Source organism: Vibrio sp. KUL70 (assembly GCF_059725515.1).
In genome coordinates this window covers 2,351,822-2,368,980 of the sequence record NZ_AP045834.1, presented here as the reverse complement: position 1 = coordinate 2,368,980, position 17,159 = coordinate 2,351,822, and the positions used below count along the sequence as shown (strand labels likewise).

The window sequence follows — 17,159 nt, the reverse complement described above, 5'->3', positions numbered from 1 at the left end:
GTGAGTAGAGATGACCAATCAGAATCGTGATGCGATGTGGTGGAAGACCGCAACCATCTATCAAATTTATCCGAAGAGTTTTTGTGATAGTGGCGCCCAAGGAACTGGTGACATTCAAGGAGTGATATCCAAACTAGATTACTTAAAAACACTGGGTGTAGACGCCATTTGGTTAACACCAGTGTATCAATCACCGATGGTGGATAATGGCTACGATATTTCTGATTACTACGCGATAAACCCAGAGTTCGGCACTATGGCGGATTTTGACCAATTGTTGGTAGAGGCTCACCAACGTGGTATTCGCATCATCATGGATATTGTTGTTAACCATACCTCGACTCACCACGCTTGGTTCCAATCGGCTTTGGGCGATAAAGAGAGCCAATATCGTGACTATTACATTTGGAGAGATCCGGTTGATGGTAAGGCACCAACCAACTGGCAATCCAAATTTGGTGGCAATGCTTGGGAGCTAGATGAAGCAACAGGTCAATACTACTTGCACCTATTTGCAAAAGAACAAGCCGACCTTAATTGGGAAAACCCTAAGGTTCGTAGTGAAGTTAAAGAGATCATCAGTTACTGGGCGGAGAAAGGCGTCGATGGATTCCGTTTAGATGTTATTAACCTGATTTCTAAGCAGCAAGATTTCCCTAACGATGAGATTGGCGATGGTCGCCGTTTCTACACAGATGGCCTACGAGTTCACGAATACTTACAAGAGATCAGCGAAGCGGTTTTCCAAAAGTACGGCAGCGTAACGGTTGGTGAGATGTCATCGACCACCCTTGAGCACTGTCAGCAATACTCGAGCCTAGATAATAAAGAGCTATCAATGGTGTTCAATTTTCACCATTTGAAAGTGGATTATCCGAATGGTGAAAAGTGGACCAAAGCGCCGTTTGACTTCTTACAGCTGAAGTCGATCTTTAACCACTGGCAGAGTGGACTCAACGGTAAAGGTTGGGGCGCACTTTTCTGGTGTAATCATGACCAACCTCGTGTGGTGAGCCGTTTGGGTGACGATCAAAACTACCGCGTTGAGTCTGCGAAGATGTTGGCGGCGTCAGTACATATGATGCAAGGCACGCCATACATCTATCAAGGCGAAGAGATTGGTATGACGAATCCGGGCTACCAAGATATTGCCCAGTATCGTGATGTAGAGAGCACCAACATCTACCAACTAATGGTTAACGAACAAGGCGTTTCACACCAAGATATGATGGCAATTCTGGCGCAGAAGTCTCGTGATAACTCTCGTACACCAATGCAGTGGGATGCTTCTGACTATGCCGGCTTCTCTAAGGCTGAGCCTTGGCTAGAAGTGGCCAGTAACTACCGTGAAGTGAATGCAAAACAAGCGGTTGAAGATGCTGATTCCGTGTTCTATTTCTACAAAAAATTGATTGAGTTACGCAAACAAGTGCCAGTGATCACTGATGGTGATTATCAAGACTTGCTACCCGAGCATCCATCGGTATTTGCGTATTCTCGCGAGAGCGAAGGGCAAGCTCTGCTGTGTATAAATAACTATTATGGCGAAGAGACGGAGTGTGCTTTACCTGAGCGTTTTGAGATGACGAATGCCAAGTGCTTGCTTTCTAACTACCAAGAGACAGACGACTCAGTAACATCGCATCATCAAGTACTGCGCCCATATGAGACGCGCATTCTGCTGATTGATAACCAAGCCTAATATTGAGCCATAGGCTTGTCCAAAATAGGCCCCTACCTCAGTAGGGTAGGGGCTTAATATAGAAGAAAGGCGTTGTGGTACCTTCAAACAATCGGTTCTCAGAGCGAGGCTGTTTCGATCTTGTTGAGAGACGCTTTTACGTTCACTAGCGGACTCTCTTCACTCTTTAATTTTTCCGTTTGCTCAATCAATCCGAGAGTTGGGTTAAACCAGCGTTCAATCGTGCTCTCAAACTCCTTAGAATCGTTCAATTCCATATCTCCACATACAAGGTTGTAAGTGTTTTTCTCTGTTAGGTATGCGGCTTCAACCGATTGGCCTGATACATTTAACGTTTTGCGAGCACCTGTTTTACCGATTTGTTGATTCCAGGTGGTTCGACACTGAGCGGTATCTTCTAATGTTTCTACCCAAACATCGTAATCAAAGGAGTCAAGCATGCGCTTCACTTCCTCTCCTGACAAATCTACGGTTACAGACACAGGGTCTGAACTTATATCAATGTTCGGATCTTCGTCTTCAACAAAAGAGCCTTTGACTAAAAATTGTGGGCTGCTGCCCATTAGCATGGCCGTAGGAAGAGATTTCATGAAATAAAGATCGGTGATTTCATGAAGAGCGTTATCGGTGCCTGCAAAGTAAAATGTATATTCCGGTTGCGTCTGGTCTTCATTGAAGACGGCTTCCGATTGGTAGAACTGATTGACGCCATCAAAATTACTCAGAAGGTTGACAACGTCTTGCAATGCCTCACTCTCTGGATCTTGCTGTAATCGCTCGATGAGTTCGTCTGCACTCAATGCAGAGTAGAGCATTGACATATTGCCGTCTGGTTGACTATCAGCCTCGAATACATAGTTTAAAATAGTACTCGGCTTAGGGGCAAACAGCGCATTCTTGATTGGAAAGTCTGCTTGGTTGCTTGGACCTTTCTGATTGCTGGTGGAGCCCGAAGAAGAACCACCGCCACCACAGCCGTACAAGGCAACCAATGAAGCGGTAAGGAGAGTCAAAGTTTTATTCATGTTGAGTATTCCGAAAGTGAATGGGCAAGGCTTGCCGAAATTGCTCGGAATACTAGGTTTTAAATCGTTTATAGGGCAAAAAACGAAGTCACATGAGTTCTTAATTTATATTTAGGTCTTTGATTTTTATTGTTTTATCTTTATTTGTCAGCAAACTCTTCACCTACTGAAGTACAGTAATTAATCATCAGGTCTTCCCAAGGTTTAATGATTAAAGGCTCCTTGATACTCAGTTTTAAGCTTCTCCAAGGCTGCAAGCAGGTCTCTTTTGACTCCGGTTGCGACAGTCTAGAAAACAGTGCTTCGGAAGGAATAACCCTTAACAGGGCGACTAAAGATTCCATGTAGTTTAAACGAAAGTTGTCGAGGTTGCCTTGTTGAAAACTGATGTATGAGATCATCATGTAGATAAGTGCATTCTCAATGCTAGAGTGCCCTGATGGATTGGTGAGCAACGCTTTGGCTGTTGGCAGATCGCGCAGCTTAAAGTGAATCACACCAAGCCACAGCTTGAGTTCGTCTGGAAGCAACTTAAAGTGTGTTTGTACTCGGTTAGTAAAACGAATCAGGCGTTGATGGTCAGTTTCGTACAGTGCCAACTGACGAGCCATTAGGGTCGAGTTCATGCAGTTCAGCTTGATCGACTCCAAATCAACAAACTGCTTAGTCAGCAATGCACCAAGCTGGCTGTTATCGATAGACCAATGCGGCATTTCTGGCTGAGGTAACGCGAAGTAGTCAGCCAGTTCTCGATTGATCGCCATGAGACTATCACTCAGATCATTGACATCAATGCTATAGACGCCACGAAAGGCCAGTTTACCGGAGCTTGGGTAGATTAGACTGACCTGAGCTGCAAGGTGATCGTCCGTTTCTTGGTCTTTCAATTGGATATTTAACAGATAATCGCTGGTACGCATGTTTTTTGCGCCTGGAAAGAAAGGAGAGTTATCTATCGGGTCGACAAAGTAGCTCGGAGCATCTTGATTCGCGAGATCAGTATAGGAGTATTCGATCTGTTGTTGTAATAACAGAGCCTTAATCGCTGCTCGGTATTGTCTAGCGTTGTCACCGACGACATCAATGCGACTGAGCAATAACTCAACCTTAGGAATTAGACGTTGCTGTCGAGTGAGTTCAGAGCTGTGGTTTGGAGATTGCCACCACAGATAGCCCAATGTGATTGTGCTTGTGAGTAGCATAAGTGTCACTAGCCATAGCCAGCGTGGGCTTGCTGATGTTTTACTGTGCTCGGCCTCTGGTTCAGCAGGCTGCTTGCTTTCAACGCTCTCTAGATGAACAGAGCTCGGGTTGAGAAAATAGCCCTTGCGCGGGTAAGTCACGAGTATCTTAGTGGCGTCGCTGTCAGGAAGGTGTTTCTGTAATAGCGAACGCAGCGTGCTTACTCGGTTGGTTAGGACATTCTTGGAGATAAAGCTACTTTGCCAAATCTCTTGGATGATGAACTCTGCGGAAAGTGGTTCTCCAACATGGCGTAACAGAAGTTCCAGCAACTCGATTGAGCGTGGTTCCAAATTGATGACTTCTTGAGGTGTGCTTAACTCTCGGGTACTAGGGTTGTACACCAAATCGGCAATAACGATAGAGGTATTGTTCGCCTGAGCAGCAGAGAGGAAGTCTTGCATAGGAAACCGCGTGTCATAAAAGTAAACGATTTTAGCTGCTTTGTTTATAAAAAGCAGCTAAGTATCCCAAACAAAAGCACTAACTTTATTTTGACTCAAAATCGAGAAAGCGAGGGCTAACCTGCAAGCTTATGAGCTGTAGCTAACCGAGTATCGTGTCGGTTTGTGGTTCATAGCGAGTACAACGTTCAGTACCGCAGTCCCAAGTACTGAAACGGCGATGATCCAAGGTGATACAAAGAAGAACGACGCAAATAGGATACAGACATCAATCGCCATTTGAGTTTTACCCACTGAAATACCATAGCGGTCTTGGATGTAAAGGCACAAAACATTGAAGCCCCCCAAACTGGAGTGATGGCGAAATAGAATCAACATGCCAAGCCCCATGAGCAAGCCGCCAGCGATCGCACAATAAATCTCATTGTAGGCATCAAGTGAGATGACTAAATACAGATGATCTGCAAAAACAGACACTAAAGCACCGGAAAAAGCACTGCTAATGGCAAAATTACGTCCAAAACGTCTCCACGCCAATACATAGAATGGGCAGTTTGCGATAAAGTAAAGTACACCGAAGGTGATAGGTAGAAATTGACTCAATAGTAGAGCCAAGCCCGTAGTCCCCCCAGTAAGTAGTTGAGCAGACTGTAAAAAGAAGACGCCTTGTGCGACTAAGAAGGTCCCTGTAAGAATGGCAACCCAATCTTCCTTACGTGAGTGTTTTTCCATCGTTTTTATAATTACCTAGCCAATAAAGGCGTGCATAGTAGATAAAAACATGGATTTTCGGTAGCTTGAGACTCAAAATTAAGGTAAACCTATGTAATGTTCGTTTTACAGGGTGTAAAGCGAAAACTTGACAGTAAGTCGCGTGCTGATGCGATGTGTCGCATAAGTATGATGAAGCTTATATGTCATTATGAAGAAACTGCATGATAAAATTGCAATTAGCTCTTTATGACCTAGATCAAATTATGTATGATGCGTCCCATTAAAACGGTGACGAAAACGTTTGCTTTCGGTCGTTATGTGGTTTTTTTGAAACTTTCAGTACAATCTGAGTCAGGAGATACAGATGCTTAAGCGTGACATGAACATCGCTGATTACGATGCGGATCTATTCGCAGCTATCCAAGAAGAAACTCTTCGCCAGGAAGAACACATCGAACTAATCGCTTCAGAAAACTACACAAGCCCACGTGTAATGGAAGCTCAAGGTTCTCAGCTAACAAACAAATACGCTGAAGGCTACCCAGGCAAGCGTTACTACGGTGGTTGTGAGTACGTAGATAAAGTTGAAACTCTAGCGATCGAGCGCGCATGTGAGCTTTTTGGTGCTGAGTACGCGAACGTACAGCCTCACTCAGGTTCTCAAGCGAATAACGCTGTATACATGGCGCTACTGAACGCAGGCGACACTGTTCTAGGTATGAGCCTAGCGCACGGTGGTCACCTAACTCACGGTTCTCCAGTAAACTTCTCTGGTAAGCTTTACAACATCATCCCTTACGGTATCGACGAAGCAGGTCAAATCGATTACGAAGAGATGGAAAAGCTAGCTATCGAGAACAAGCCTAAGATGATCATCGGTGGTTTCTCTGCTTACTCTCAAATCTGTGACTGGAAACGCATGCGTGAAATCGCGGACAAAGTCGGTGCTTACCTATTCGTAGATATGGCGCACGTAGCAGGTCTAATCGCGGCAGGCGTTTACCCGAACCCAGTACCACACGCGCATGTTGTGACAACAACAACGCACAAAACGCTAGCAGGTCCACGTGGTGGTCTTATCCTTTCTAACGAAGGCGAAGATCTATACAAGAAGCTGAACTCAGCAGTATTCCCAGGCGGCCAAGGTGGTCCTCTAATGCACGTTATCGCTGGTAAAGCAGTAGCGTTTAAAGAAGCTCTAGAGCCAGAGTTTAAAGAGTACCAAGCACGCGTAGTTGCTAACGCAAAAGCAATGGTTGCAGAGTTTATCGCTCGTGGTTACAACATCGTTTCAGGTTCAACAGAGAACCACCTGTTCCTAGTCGACCTAATCGACAAAGACATCACGGGTAAAGAAGCCGATGCAGCACTAGGTGCAGCAAACATCACTGTAAACAAAAACTCAGTACCAAACGATCCACGCAGCCCGTTTGTAACGTCAGGTATCCGTATCGGTTCTCCTTCTATCACTCGTCGCGGCTTCACAGCAGCAGACGCGAAAGAGCTAGCTGGTTGGATCTGTGACATCCTAGATAACATGGGTGATGAGTCTGTTATCGAAGCAACTAAAGCAAAAGTACTAGAGATCTGTAAGCGTCTACCAGTTTACGCTTAATTTTTCTGGCTCAAATAGCTTAATTTCTGTGTCAAAGGTGCTCATTTACATTTGTAAACTCCGCGCCTTTTCCTTGAACTAAAGCTATTTGATTGAAAAATACGATTTGAAAGGCTCCTGTTGGGAGCCTTTTTTATTGGCATAGAAATGCTTAGAGAGTGAACGAATTTCTGTGTTGCACATACTCATTTGCTAGCGCAAACTCCGTGTGAGCTCCTTGAACTTCGCTCATCTACTTTGAAAAAATGATGATTTTGAAGGCTCCTTTGTTGGGGCCTTTTTAGTTTTTGAGAACCCTTTATTGCGACAAGCTCCACTGCTGAAGCTATTGCTCTAAGGCTGAGAAATAAAAGTATAGATGTAAATAGATAATTTATAATGAGTTTTTTGCTTTAACTCGCACCAATAAAAAAGACCAACACGAGGTTGGCCTTTGTCAATCTGTCTAGACTTATCGAAATTGTTTCGCTTCAGGTAGGAATTCAAAGCCTGCAGTCGCAAGTTTTGCCTCGAGTGCAGCCTTATCAATATCGAAGAAGTTAGCGAGTTTATCGAGGTCGCCAGAGAAGTCGTCACGTAGCTTCATGTTTACGATGCTCATTAGCATCACAGGATCCATGGTTTCAAAATTCGCTAAGTTCATGCCTAGTCCTCGAAATCAGAGATTAGCAAGTTTGCTGCAGCAAAAGCGGCACGTTCGCGCGCTTCGCGTGGCAAAGACTCGTCTGCGGCTAAATCGTTGAGTGTTTTCACTGCACATGTAATAGCTTGAGGGATGTAGCCTTGATCGCCACTGCCGATTTGAGAATAAAGCTCACGAACTAAATCACAACAATCGTATACTTTCATTTCTATACCTAACTAAATGATAACTTCTCTCAATATACACACAGAGAAAAGCAAAAACAAAGCGCATTCAACGAATATTCATTTAAGTTTGTTCTTGCTCAAGAACTCATTTTACGAGGTTAAATGGTGACCTGTTGTTCTCGCTGTAGTTTCACTTCATCGGCTAGGTATAACTGGCGAGCGAGCTCGTTGAGGTACGCTTTTTCATAAAGTTTTTATCATGAATTAAGAAAGGTAAACAGAAGAGATACAAAAAAGGCTACCGTGCGGCAGCCTTTTAGAGTTTCAATCGATGACGGTTTGCTTACTTAGCAAACTGAGCAGTTACGTGCTCAACGATTGAATCCATTGCGATTGCTTCTTTAGTGCCTTCGCGACGGTTCTTGTATTCGAAGTTACCTTCTTTCATTGAGCGGTCGCCAATCACGATAGTGTGAGGGATACCAATTAGCTCAATGTCAGAGAACATGACGCCTGGACGCTCTTTACGGTCATCGAATAGTACTTCGATACCCATAGCTGTTAGTTCAGCGTATAGCTTCTCAGCCGCTTCTTTAACTTCTTCAGACTTGTGCATGTTCATAGGAACGATAGCCACTTGGAAAGGTGCTAGTGCGTCTGGCCAAATGATGCCGTATTTGTCGTGGTTCTGCTCGATTGCAGAAGCAACAACACGTGATACACCGATACCGTAACAACCCATCTCAAGAATAACGTTCTTACCGTCAGGACCAAGCACGCCACAGTTCATCGCTTGTGAGTAAACGTTACCTAGTTGGAAGATATGACCCACTTCGATACCACGTTTAAGCTGAAGTGTACCTTTACCACATGGGCTTAGGTCACCTTCAATTACGTTACGTAGATCTTCTACTTGAGCAAGCTCAACGTCACGACCCCAGTTGATACCGAAGTAGTGCTTACCGTCGATGTTTGCACCTGCGCCAAAGTCACTCATTACTGCAACAGAGCGGTCAACGATGAACGGTAGCTTTAGACCCACAGGACCAAGTGAACCAGGGCCTGCGCCTACTAGTGCACGGATCTCTTCTTCAGAAGCCATCTCTAGTGGAGATGCCACTTGTGGAAGGTTTTCCGCTTTTACTTCGTTCAGTTCGTGGTCGCCACGGATGATTAGAGCAATGATGTCTGCGTCTACTTCATCAGAAGCTTTTACGAATAGAGTCTTAACCGTTTTCTCGATTGCTAGACCGTGCTGGTCCACTAATTCAGCGATAGTTTTCGCGTTTGGAGTGTCAACCAGTTCCATCTCTTGAGTTGGAGCCGCAGCTTCTTCAGTAGGAGCAAGTGCTTCTGCTTTTTCGATGTTTGCTGCGTAATCAGACTCAGTTGAGAATGCAATTAGGTCCTCGCCGCTTTCTGCGAGTACGTGGAACTCTTGAGAGCCACTACCACCAATAGCGCCAGAGTCAGCCAGTACTGGACGGTACTCAAGGCCCATGCGGTCGAATGCTTTACAGTAAGCATCGTGCATCGCTTGGTAAGATTTCTCTAGGCCTTCTTTGTCGATATCGAAACTGTACGCATCCATCATGCTGAATTCACGTGCACGCATTACGCCGAAACGAGGGCGACGCTCATCACGGAACTTAGTTTGAATCTGGTATAGGTTCAGAGGAAGCTGCTTGTACGAGTTTACTTCGTTACGAACTAGGCTTGTGATCACTTCTTCAGCGGTTGGACTAAGAACAAACGGACGAGAATGACGGTCAGTAAAGCGCAGCAGTTCTGGGCCCATTTTTTCGCTGCGACCAGTCTCTTCCCATAGTTCAAACGGCTGCACTACGGGCATTAAAGTCTCAACTGCACCTGCATTGTCGATCTCTTGGCGAACGATGTTTTCGACTTTACGCAGTACACGCAGACCGGTAGGTAGCCAAGTGTATAAACCTGAAGCTAGCTTACGGATCATACCTGCACGTAGCATCAGCTGGTGGCTGATAACTTCTGCGTCGTTTGGAGTCTCTTTCAGAGTAGAAAGAAGATAGTTACTGGTACGCATTCTATGGTATCCGTTTCATCATAAATTAAAGAAAATTCACTGTAGCTTTTGCCACAATAAATCCGATTTAGCCGCATATAATATCAGCCTATTTAGGATCTCAAAAGCGTTCAATGTCAGTAACATTGATGAAAAGTGCCTCTACAGTGAATTTGACGTTCAGATCGAACAAATTTACTGCATATTCCTTGGTATCGGGCTTACCTTTCTTATAGGCGGGACGAGGATCTTGACCTAGCACCTCTTTGATCACCTGAATAATATGACGCGCTTGCGGGTGCTGTGCCAGCTTGTTTTGTGCCTGCTGTGAAAAATTAACCTCCAACACTTCTGGCTCTTCGGCTGCAAACCCTCCCAGAGCATCCGGAATAGAATCTGAGTAGGGGATGTAGGGTTTGATGTCGATAATTGGTGTGTCATCAACCAAATCAACGCTGCCTAATTCGAGGTAAGTTTGTCCTTTCTCTTGCGTGACACCTTTTAGCTCTATTGCTGACATGCCAATACCGTTTGGTCTAAAAGTGGCTCTAGAAGCAAATACGCCAACTCTATCGTTGCCGCCCAAACGTGGAGGGCGAACTGTAGGCTTCCAGCCCGCTTGTAAGTTTTGGTCGAATAGAAATAGCAACCATACATGACTGAATTGTTCTATTTCTCGCACAGACTCCAAGCAATTCGCGGTTCCCGATAGTTTGACGCGAGCACGCGCTGAAGGCACTAACCTTGGCTGTCTAGGCACGGCAAACTTCTCTTTATATGGTGATTCTATAAAACCAACAGGCTCAATTGTGTACATGTTTGAGGCGTCTCAACTTACGATTTGTGGCAAAAATAGCATAAAACTGCTTGTGTTTCTTTTGATAATAATTATCATTCGCAATGTTATATCATAACATTTAATGATGGAGTAAAAGAAATGAAGCCGAATATTCACCCAGAGTACCGTACAGTTGTCTTTCACGATACGAGTGTTGATGAGTATTTTCTAATTGGTTCGACCCTACAAACTGACCGCACAATTGAATGGGAAGACGGTAACACCTACCCGTACTTCACGATTGAAGTGTCCTCAAAATCACATCCTTTCTATACCGGTAAGCAGCGTGTGATCCATAAAGAGGGTCGCGTGGCGAACTTTACACGTCGCTTTGGTCAATTCAGCAAAGGAGAGAAGTAAATGAAAGTCGTTAAATCCCTAAAAAGTGCGAAAAGTCGTCACCCTGACTGCCAAATCGTGAAGCGAAGAGGGCGCCTTTATGTGATCTGCAAAACCAACCCAAGATTCAAAGCGGTGCAAAAGTAAGCGTCACTGGCATGTGAAGAACATGTAACAATCTAGGAGACGAGGTCACATTTTTCTTTATTGGGCTGTGATCTCTTTCTCTGATGAGCTCTTCATCAGCGATAGACTGTTTTTATTGTATAGAGGGAATTTTAGGCGACGTTGAATCAAGTAGTTAGGGTACGGTATATAAACAGAATGAATGTATTTATATGAATTATAAGACTGTGTTTTTTGTTTTATTTGGTGTAATTTGCTAATTTTTTGTTCAAATGGCGTTAGTTTATATGATTTAATACACACTTTGTAACATTTTACATTTCTAATTGACTATTTTGTCGAGTACTCTGCGCCTGCAATTTGAACATTTTTGTCACATTTGCATAGGAATCACTACAAGGAGGGAACTGATGAGTTCATCAGCTTCAATAAAAAACAACTCGCCAAAGAAACCTATTTTTACCCGTTTTCTCGATGGTGTTGAGTATTTGGGGAATCTATTACCCCACCCGATCACTCTTTTTGCAATCTTCTGTGTCGCAATTCTAGTTACTTCAGGTATCGCAGGGTACTTTGAAGTGTCTGTTATGGACCCTCGTCCAGAAGGCGCTCCAGGGCGTGCTGCTGACGGCATGATCCACGTTGTAAGCTTGCTAAATGCTGAAGGCTTACAACTTATCGTAACGAATCTCGTTAAGAACTTTGTTGGCTTTGCGCCATTAGGTACTGTGCTTGTTGCAATGCTAGGTGTAGCAATTGCTGAGCACTCTGGTCTACTATCTGCTGCGATGCGTGGCATGGTAATGGGCGCATCTAAGCGCATGGTTACTGTAACTGTGGTATTCGCAGGTATCATCTCTAACACGGCTTCTGAGCTAGGTTATGTGGTACTTATCCCACTAGCAGCAATGCTTTTCCACTCTCTGGGTCGTCACCCTCTTGCTGGTCTAGCGGCAGCATTCGCTGGTGTATCCGGTGGTTACTCTGCAAACCTTCTAATCGGTACGGTTGATCCGCTGCTTTCTGGTATTACAGAAACAGCAGCACAAATGATCGACCCAACGTACACAGTGGGTCCAGAATCAAACTGGTACTTCATGTTTGTTTCTACTTTCTTTATCGCAATTACAGGTGCATTTGTAACCGAGAAGATTGTTGAGCCGAAACTGGGTAAATACAACGATGAAGAAGCGTCTGAAGACCTATCAAATGACTCAATGGGCAAGCTAACCGACATTGAGAAAAAAGGCCTTAAGCTAGCAGGTATCGCTGTGCTAGCAGTATCAGCACTTCTTGCTTGGACGATTGTTCCTGAAGATGGTGTACTACGCTCTGCAGCAGGCACGGTAGCAGGCTCTCCGTTCCTTAAGAGTATCGTAGCGTTTATCTTCGTATTCTTCGCAGTTCCTGGTTTCGTTTACGGTAAAGTGACTGGTTCAATGAAGACCGACCGTGACGTTATCGACGCAATGTCTAAGTCCATGTCTTCTATGGGTATGTACATTGTACTTGTATTCTTCGCTGCTCAGTTTGTTGCTTTCTTCAAGTGGACGAACTTCGGTCAAGTATTCGCAGTAGGAGGCGCAACCTTCCTACAAGACATCGGCCTAACAGGTCCAATGTTGTTCTTCGCATTCATCTTAATGTGTGGCTTCATTAACCTGATGATCGGTTCAGCTTCTGCTCAGTGGGCAGTAACAGCACCTATCTTTGTTCCAATGCTAATGCTTGTTGGTTACGCACCAGAAACGATTCAAGCGGCTTACCGTATCGGTGATTCAACAACGAACATCATTACTCCAATGATGAGCTACTTCGGTCTTATCCTTGCTGTAGCAACGCGTTACATGAAGAACCTAGGTATTGGTACTCTGATTGCAACTATGCTTCCATACTCGATCGTATTCATCGTTGGTTGGAGCTTAATGTTCTACGTGTGGGTATTCGTATTTGGTCTACCTGTAGGTCCTGGCGCTGCAACTTACTACACGCCTTAGTACTGAATTGTGAATTCATGATGAATGTAAAAGCCTGCACAATGTGCAGGCTTTTTTGTTCATGTCGTAGTTAGTTATAAACAACTCATAGAAGAGCTAATAGCGAGTATTAAAAGATTACAGGCCTGCAAAACGATAGGTTAAACCTACTTCTAACGACCAACCTATGTCTCTTTGGACAAGTGGGCTATCGGTATCATGGTGAATAAATTCTGCCTTACTGATGCCAATCCAGTGAGGGCTAAACTCGTACAGCCCTATCAGTCCTGCCTCATAAACAAAAGTGCCGCTAGCATTAAAGGTATTCAGTCCAGACGTAATCGATTCTGCTGCGCTTATGCCATAAAGATGATTTGAGAGTTTTTCGTTACGATAGTCGACTTCAAAGTAGGGAGTTAGAGTAAATGCAGAGTCCCAGGTCTCAAGGGTACGTCCTAGGTGCAGCTGAATTTCATAGCCTTTATGTTCAGAGGTTACATCGTGCAGAAAGGTCACGCGCGCACCAACAGTCCCGAGTGTTAGACCGAGTTCACCACTCCCGTCTCTGTCTTCGATACCGTTGGGTAAATCGGTAAAGGTGTCGGACACTTCAGCAAAACGCCACTGACCTGAAAGGCCAACATAGGGTAAGACTTGCCAATTGGCTAAGCTACCGTCAACAAACCCAATGGGACCTGAGTAGAAAAGGTTGGGCGTTACACCTACTTGAGCTGAGCCTTTGGTCGAAAAGACGCTTTCACCTACGGTGAGGCTACCTCCTACAATACCGTACTCTTTACTGGCAAAAGTGGTGGGACTGGCCGTGATAGCGAGAGTCATTGATAAGGCAATGCGAGACATCATAAGCAATACTCCGTTATTGTCGTCTTAGATAAGAACGGAGCAGTGCCTATTTTATTTCAGAGGGGGATTCTAGGTTTCTTAGCGTTTAGCAAGAATACGGTCGAGGTGATTGGCAAACTCTCGTCGATCCGTCTGTGACAGAGATGCAGGACCACCCGTTTGTACACCACTAGAGCGCATGGTTTCCATAAAGTCACGAATATTGAGACGTGCTTTGATGGTTTCCTTGGTATATAGCTCACCACGAGAACTGAGTGCTAATGCACCTTTGGTAATGACTTCATCAGCGAGTGGAATATCGGATGTAATTACAAGATCACCCGCTTCGGTACGTTTTACGATCTCATTGTCAGCAATGTCGAAGCCACTAGGTACTTGAACCGAGTGGATATTATTGCGTTTTGGAACAGGCACTGCATGGTTGGCAATAAAGGTACACTCAACGCCTGTACGTTCTGCGGCACGTACGATGGTCTCTCGAATTACCTTAGGGCAGGCGTCGGCATCAACCCAAATTTTCATCATTTACTCTTTCTCTGCTAATTTTGCTTCAAGCTGAGTTACGCGCTCGGTAAGAGCGATAATCTGTTGCTCGAGTTGTGCAAGTTTGTCGGTGGCATTGTCTTGCGAAGCCGCGACTTCGACTTTTGGAACTCGGTTGGCACTCTTCCAGCTTTTAATCGTCGTTATCAGTGCCGGCATTGGCACCGGTGTATTCATACGTGCCTTGACCAGTGCAACCGTCGGCTCTTTTCCTTGAGCTTGCAGTCCTTCCAAGACACTTTTTAGCTCGTCTGAGACATCTTTCGTTAGCATATTAACCTCCATAACGTCATCTCTCTGTATGTTACTCGCTCAAGCTGTGGATAGCGAATCCTAAAAGCGACATTCGTTTGTGCGAGATCTCTTACAAAGGCTGTAAGATAAAGCGATTTCGATATCGAGCTGATAACTTCATCTTGTTCCATTGTGTTGATTTTTAATGGTTTTATTTTGTTAACAATATAGCTGAGCTTAAAGTGTGATATCAATCTATTGTTCAGAATCTGAAAAAGCGTAAATTAAACCTTGTCGGAAGGAGTCTGACACGGAACAGGAAAGCACCAAGGATTTGGTTATCTTCAGGATGAAGATTTGGTTACTTAGGATGAGTGATCAAGCATGGAGCGTAAGGACATTGTAGGGATACGACAGTTGATAGGACATTAACTGCAACGGATTGGCAATGGACACCTTTAGGATAAAGGTTAGGAACAACATCAGGATGATGTAAAGGACACCGCTCACGGAACAAGTGATGTGCGCTAACGAGGATTGTTAGCTTTCAGGACGATAGGACACCGCTAGGACGGCGAAGTAAAGGAAAGAGCTGAAGGATTACAGCCACTATTATGGACGATGCATGGAGCATTAATTAGTAGCCGGACTGCTGCGAGTAAGACCCTAGCCCTGACACTTCGGTGTCGGGGCTTTTCTTTATCTATTCAAATTCAATATTGTCCACACAAGGAGTGTGATATGACGATTGCGACTGCAAGAACTTTAATCGTGCCGTATACCGAGCAGCTAGAACTTGATTTTATCAAGCTTCACTGTTGTCCGGTAAATCGAGCAGAAATGAATGGACCTCATACCATCTCATCAGCAAAGCGTCTGTTTCAGCATATTTTATCTGATCAAGAAGGCTTTGCCCGCGCCATTCTTAATAACCAAACTCGCGAATACATGGGGCATATCTTTATCTCTCACAGTGAAGGTCGTGATGAGTTGGGATTTATTTTAGATAAGCGTTTTTGGAATCAAGGTATCGCCAGCGAAGTGGTGAAACCCTTCTTTAATATGGCGAGGTTTGAAGCGGATCTGAATGAGGTAGTGGCAACAGTGAATGTCACTCATAACCCATCGATTAAACTGCTAGACAAGCTAGGTTTTGAGTTTGCTGGGACCAAACAAGATGAATTTGGCCCCTACCACGAGTATCGTTACTCGGAGCTTAGCGAGAAGAAAATCACATTCTATGAGGCTGCAGCTCAAAACGCATCGCGCGAAATCCAATCATGGTAAGGCTGCCTTTATAACAGTCATCACCGAGAGCAGAGAACTCGAATTGATATACGGTGTGCCAGCGCCAAATTGTGGTTAACTCATGGCGCATTTTCAACTTATGTCCACTGAACGCTACGCTTAACAACTGAAGATCGAGTTCTTTGCACTTTCTCGCAATTGCTGCCTTAGCAAGCTCTGACTGTCGGCGTTGCTGCCAAAACAGAAAGCAAAAGAAGCAAAGAAACAGAATCCCCAATAAATTATCTATCATTCTACGACACGTCCTTTTGTACCAACTCTTAATTTTTAAACTCGATCGTTATGATGCTTGCAGCATTACGCTTTTGCGGCTTGTTGTAACTTAATTAAAGCGTTAGCCAGTTCTGGTGATGGGTTCGAGTTTAAGAGTGGTAAGAATACCATTCGTAAGCTTGGAATCATCACAAGGTCAGCAAACAGCTGATTGAACAGGGTCTGGTTGCCTGTTTGGGCAAGGCGCAGCAAGAACTGCTCGGCGATTGTAGCGTCTTGCAATGTGTGCCAGCCTCGTCCTGCTAGACCAATCAATACCTCTTGGTGACTCAGTCTTGGGCTAGCCAGTATGCTAGTGACGACTTGTTTTGTGATTGAAGAGTCAGCGCCTGACAGCGCGCGGACCAGTGCAGACAGCAAGAACAGATCTGGGTCTTGGCTATTGATCTGGTCATTAGCCATCTCTTGAATACGTTCTGCAAGCTTATCGCCAAGAGTGGCGTGTTCAAGTGCACCAAGGGTGGCATAAAGTGGCTCAGAAGGCAGTTTGCGAAGGGCCTTACGAATGGCAACGCCGTTTTGCTTATCGCCTAAACGAGCACACATATCCGTGATGCCTTGCAAGCCGACGGTCTGCCAGTTCTCCCAACCAAGATCGCCCGTAAAGTAGTGCTGTGCATGCTCATAGTACTGGCTCGTTGGCAGTGATAGCTCAGCGCGAACTTGGCTATGGAATACCGCCATTTTGTCTTCTGATGGCTTAAAGGTGTATGGGTTGTTAGAGAGCTTCTGCTGCTGCTCTTCACTCATATCGCCGCTCAGACGAGTGCCCATTGCCTCGAGTACGAATTTTAAGAAGTTACCGATATCCGCTTGGCTCAATAGGCCGCGCTCATCGAGCTTAAATTTTAGAAACCAGATCCAAGGCTGCTTCTGTTCGTTCCAGTAGCTTATTGCTAGGTGTGCCTGTTTTTGTAATGGGAACGGGTAGGGCTGCATGCCTTGTTCAACATCGGCAAATAGATCGTTGTCGACTTTTTGAATTCGACGGCCAAGATCGTAGATTTCATATTGGCAGCCGCTATTTTTCAACAGCTGGGTGAGCGTGTGAATTGTTTCCATCAGTAATAAGCTCCTAACTTTCTTTCCCCAATAGATGGTACTC

At 44.8% G+C, this 17,159-nt stretch carries 17 protein-coding genes and 1 pseudogene; 6 read left to right on the top strand and 12 right to left on the bottom strand.

Features of this window, described 5'->3' with window-relative positions; all coding sequences use genetic code 11:
* The first annotated feature begins 10 nt into the window (after positions 1-10).
* On the top strand, positions 11-1,702 hold the full coding sequence (gene treC / locus AC6I7V_RS10430) for an alpha,alpha-phosphotrehalase (RefSeq protein ID WP_498010833.1): 1,692 nt from the start codon (positions 11-13) through the stop codon (positions 1,700-1,702).
* Between the two features lie 98 nt (positions 1,703-1,800).
* Here treC and AC6I7V_RS10425 read toward each other — a convergent pair whose 3' ends face one another.
* The 3 genes and pseudogenes from AC6I7V_RS10425 to AC6I7V_RS10415 form a co-directional block, all read right to left on the bottom strand.
* The gene (locus tag AC6I7V_RS10425; RefSeq protein ID WP_498010832.1) at positions 1,801-2,727 is read right to left on the bottom strand and encodes a hypothetical protein; all 927 of its coding nucleotides are present in this window, start codon (positions 2,725-2,727) and stop codon (positions 1,801-1,803) included.
* A gap of 100 nt (positions 2,728-2,827) precedes the next feature.
* A pseudogene (locus tag AC6I7V_RS10420) lies at positions 2,828-4,373 on the bottom strand (winged helix-turn-helix domain-containing protein).
* 129 nt (positions 4,374-4,502) lie between these two features.
* Entirely contained in the window at positions 4,503-5,105 is a 603-nt protein-coding gene (locus tag AC6I7V_RS10415; RefSeq protein ID WP_255230088.1) for a YitT family protein, read from the bottom strand.
* Between the two features lie 346 nt (positions 5,106-5,451).
* Between AC6I7V_RS10415 and glyA the strand changes: the two genes are divergently transcribed.
* A complete protein-coding gene (glyA, locus tag AC6I7V_RS10410) occupies positions 5,452-6,702 on the top strand; it encodes a serine hydroxymethyltransferase (protein WP_498010831.1) in 1,251 nt (416 codons plus the stop codon).
* 451 nt (positions 6,703-7,153) lie between these two features.
* Here glyA and AC6I7V_RS10405 read toward each other — a convergent pair whose 3' ends face one another.
* The 4 genes from AC6I7V_RS10405 to tsaA form a co-directional block, all read right to left on the bottom strand.
* A complete protein-coding gene (locus tag AC6I7V_RS10405) occupies positions 7,154-7,345 on the bottom strand; it encodes a DUF4250 domain-containing protein (RefSeq protein WP_032551680.1) in 192 nt (63 codons plus the stop codon).
* 2 nt (positions 7,346-7,347) lie between these two features.
* Positions 7,348-7,551: a YaeP family protein gene (locus AC6I7V_RS10400; protein ID WP_032551682.1), complete on the bottom strand. Its 204-nt coding sequence runs from the start codon at positions 7,549-7,551 to the stop codon at positions 7,348-7,350.
* A gap of 304 nt (positions 7,552-7,855) precedes the next feature.
* Positions 7,856-9,574: a proline--tRNA ligase gene (locus tag AC6I7V_RS10395; RefSeq protein WP_498010830.1), complete on the bottom strand. Its 1,719-nt coding sequence runs from the start codon at positions 9,572-9,574 to the stop codon at positions 7,856-7,858.
* 100 nt (positions 9,575-9,674) lie between these two features.
* Positions 9,675-10,370 carry a tRNA (N6-threonylcarbamoyladenosine(37)-N6)-methyltransferase TrmO gene (tsaA, locus tag AC6I7V_RS10390; RefSeq protein ID WP_498010829.1) on the bottom strand — a complete coding sequence of 232 codons (696 nt, stop codon included), beginning with the start codon at positions 10,368-10,370 and terminating at the stop codon, positions 9,675-9,677.
* 120 nt (positions 10,371-10,490) lie between these two features.
* Between tsaA and AC6I7V_RS10385 the strand changes: the two genes are divergently transcribed.
* The 3 genes from AC6I7V_RS10385 (at position 10,491) to AC6I7V_RS10375 (ending at position 12,853) form a co-directional block, all read left to right on the top strand.
* Positions 10,491-10,751, top strand: coding sequence for a type B 50S ribosomal protein L31 (locus AC6I7V_RS10385; protein ID WP_150869137.1), 261 nt, complete (start codon positions 10,491-10,493; stop codon positions 10,749-10,751).
* On the top strand, positions 10,752-10,877 hold the full coding sequence (ykgO, locus tag AC6I7V_RS10380) for a type B 50S ribosomal protein L36 (protein ID WP_005380299.1): 126 nt from the start codon (positions 10,752-10,754) through the stop codon (positions 10,875-10,877). It abuts the gene before it with no gap.
* 389 nt (positions 10,878-11,266) lie between these two features.
* Entirely contained in the window at positions 11,267-12,853 is a 1,587-nt protein-coding gene (locus AC6I7V_RS10375; protein WP_498010828.1) for an AbgT family transporter, read from the top strand.
* A 117-nt stretch (positions 12,854-12,970) separates the two neighbouring features.
* On the opposite strand, the gene AC6I7V_RS10370 is transcribed toward AC6I7V_RS10375, so the two are convergent.
* The 3 genes from AC6I7V_RS10370 to AC6I7V_RS10360 all read right to left on the bottom strand — a co-directional run bounded on the left by AC6I7V_RS10370 (position 12,971) and on the right by AC6I7V_RS10360 (position 14,512).
* Positions 12,971-13,696 (bottom strand): MipA/OmpV family protein, encoded by a 726-nt coding sequence (locus AC6I7V_RS10370; RefSeq protein ID WP_498010827.1) that lies wholly within the window; start codon positions 13,694-13,696, stop codon positions 12,971-12,973.
* A 78-nt stretch (positions 13,697-13,774) separates the two neighbouring features.
* Positions 13,775-14,218: a YaiI/YqxD family protein gene (locus tag AC6I7V_RS10365; RefSeq protein ID WP_255231802.1), complete on the bottom strand. Its 444-nt coding sequence runs from the start codon at positions 14,216-14,218 to the stop codon at positions 13,775-13,777.
* A 3-nt stretch (positions 14,219-14,221) separates the two neighbouring features.
* On the bottom strand, positions 14,222-14,512 hold the full coding sequence (locus AC6I7V_RS10360; RefSeq protein ID WP_498010826.1) for a hypothetical protein: 291 nt from the start codon (positions 14,510-14,512) through the stop codon (positions 14,222-14,224).
* A 702-nt stretch (positions 14,513-15,214) separates the two neighbouring features.
* Between AC6I7V_RS10360 and AC6I7V_RS10355 the strand changes: the two genes are divergently transcribed.
* A complete protein-coding gene (locus AC6I7V_RS10355; RefSeq protein ID WP_498010825.1) occupies positions 15,215-15,760 on the top strand; it encodes a GNAT family N-acetyltransferase in 546 nt (181 codons plus the stop codon).
* Here AC6I7V_RS10355 and AC6I7V_RS10350 read toward each other — a convergent pair.
* Both AC6I7V_RS10350 and AC6I7V_RS10345 read right to left on the bottom strand, forming a co-directional pair.
* A complete protein-coding gene (locus tag AC6I7V_RS10350; protein WP_255230099.1) occupies positions 15,705-16,013 on the bottom strand; it encodes a DUF3301 domain-containing protein in 309 nt (102 codons plus the stop codon). The two genes, AC6I7V_RS10355 and AC6I7V_RS10350, sit on opposite strands and share 56 nt — an antisense overlap.
* A gap of 65 nt (positions 16,014-16,078) precedes the next feature.
* A complete protein-coding gene (locus tag AC6I7V_RS10345) occupies positions 16,079-17,116 on the bottom strand; it encodes a DUF3549 family protein (RefSeq protein ID WP_498010824.1) in 1,038 nt (345 codons plus the stop codon).
* Between the last annotated feature and the right edge of the window lie 43 nt (positions 17,117-17,159).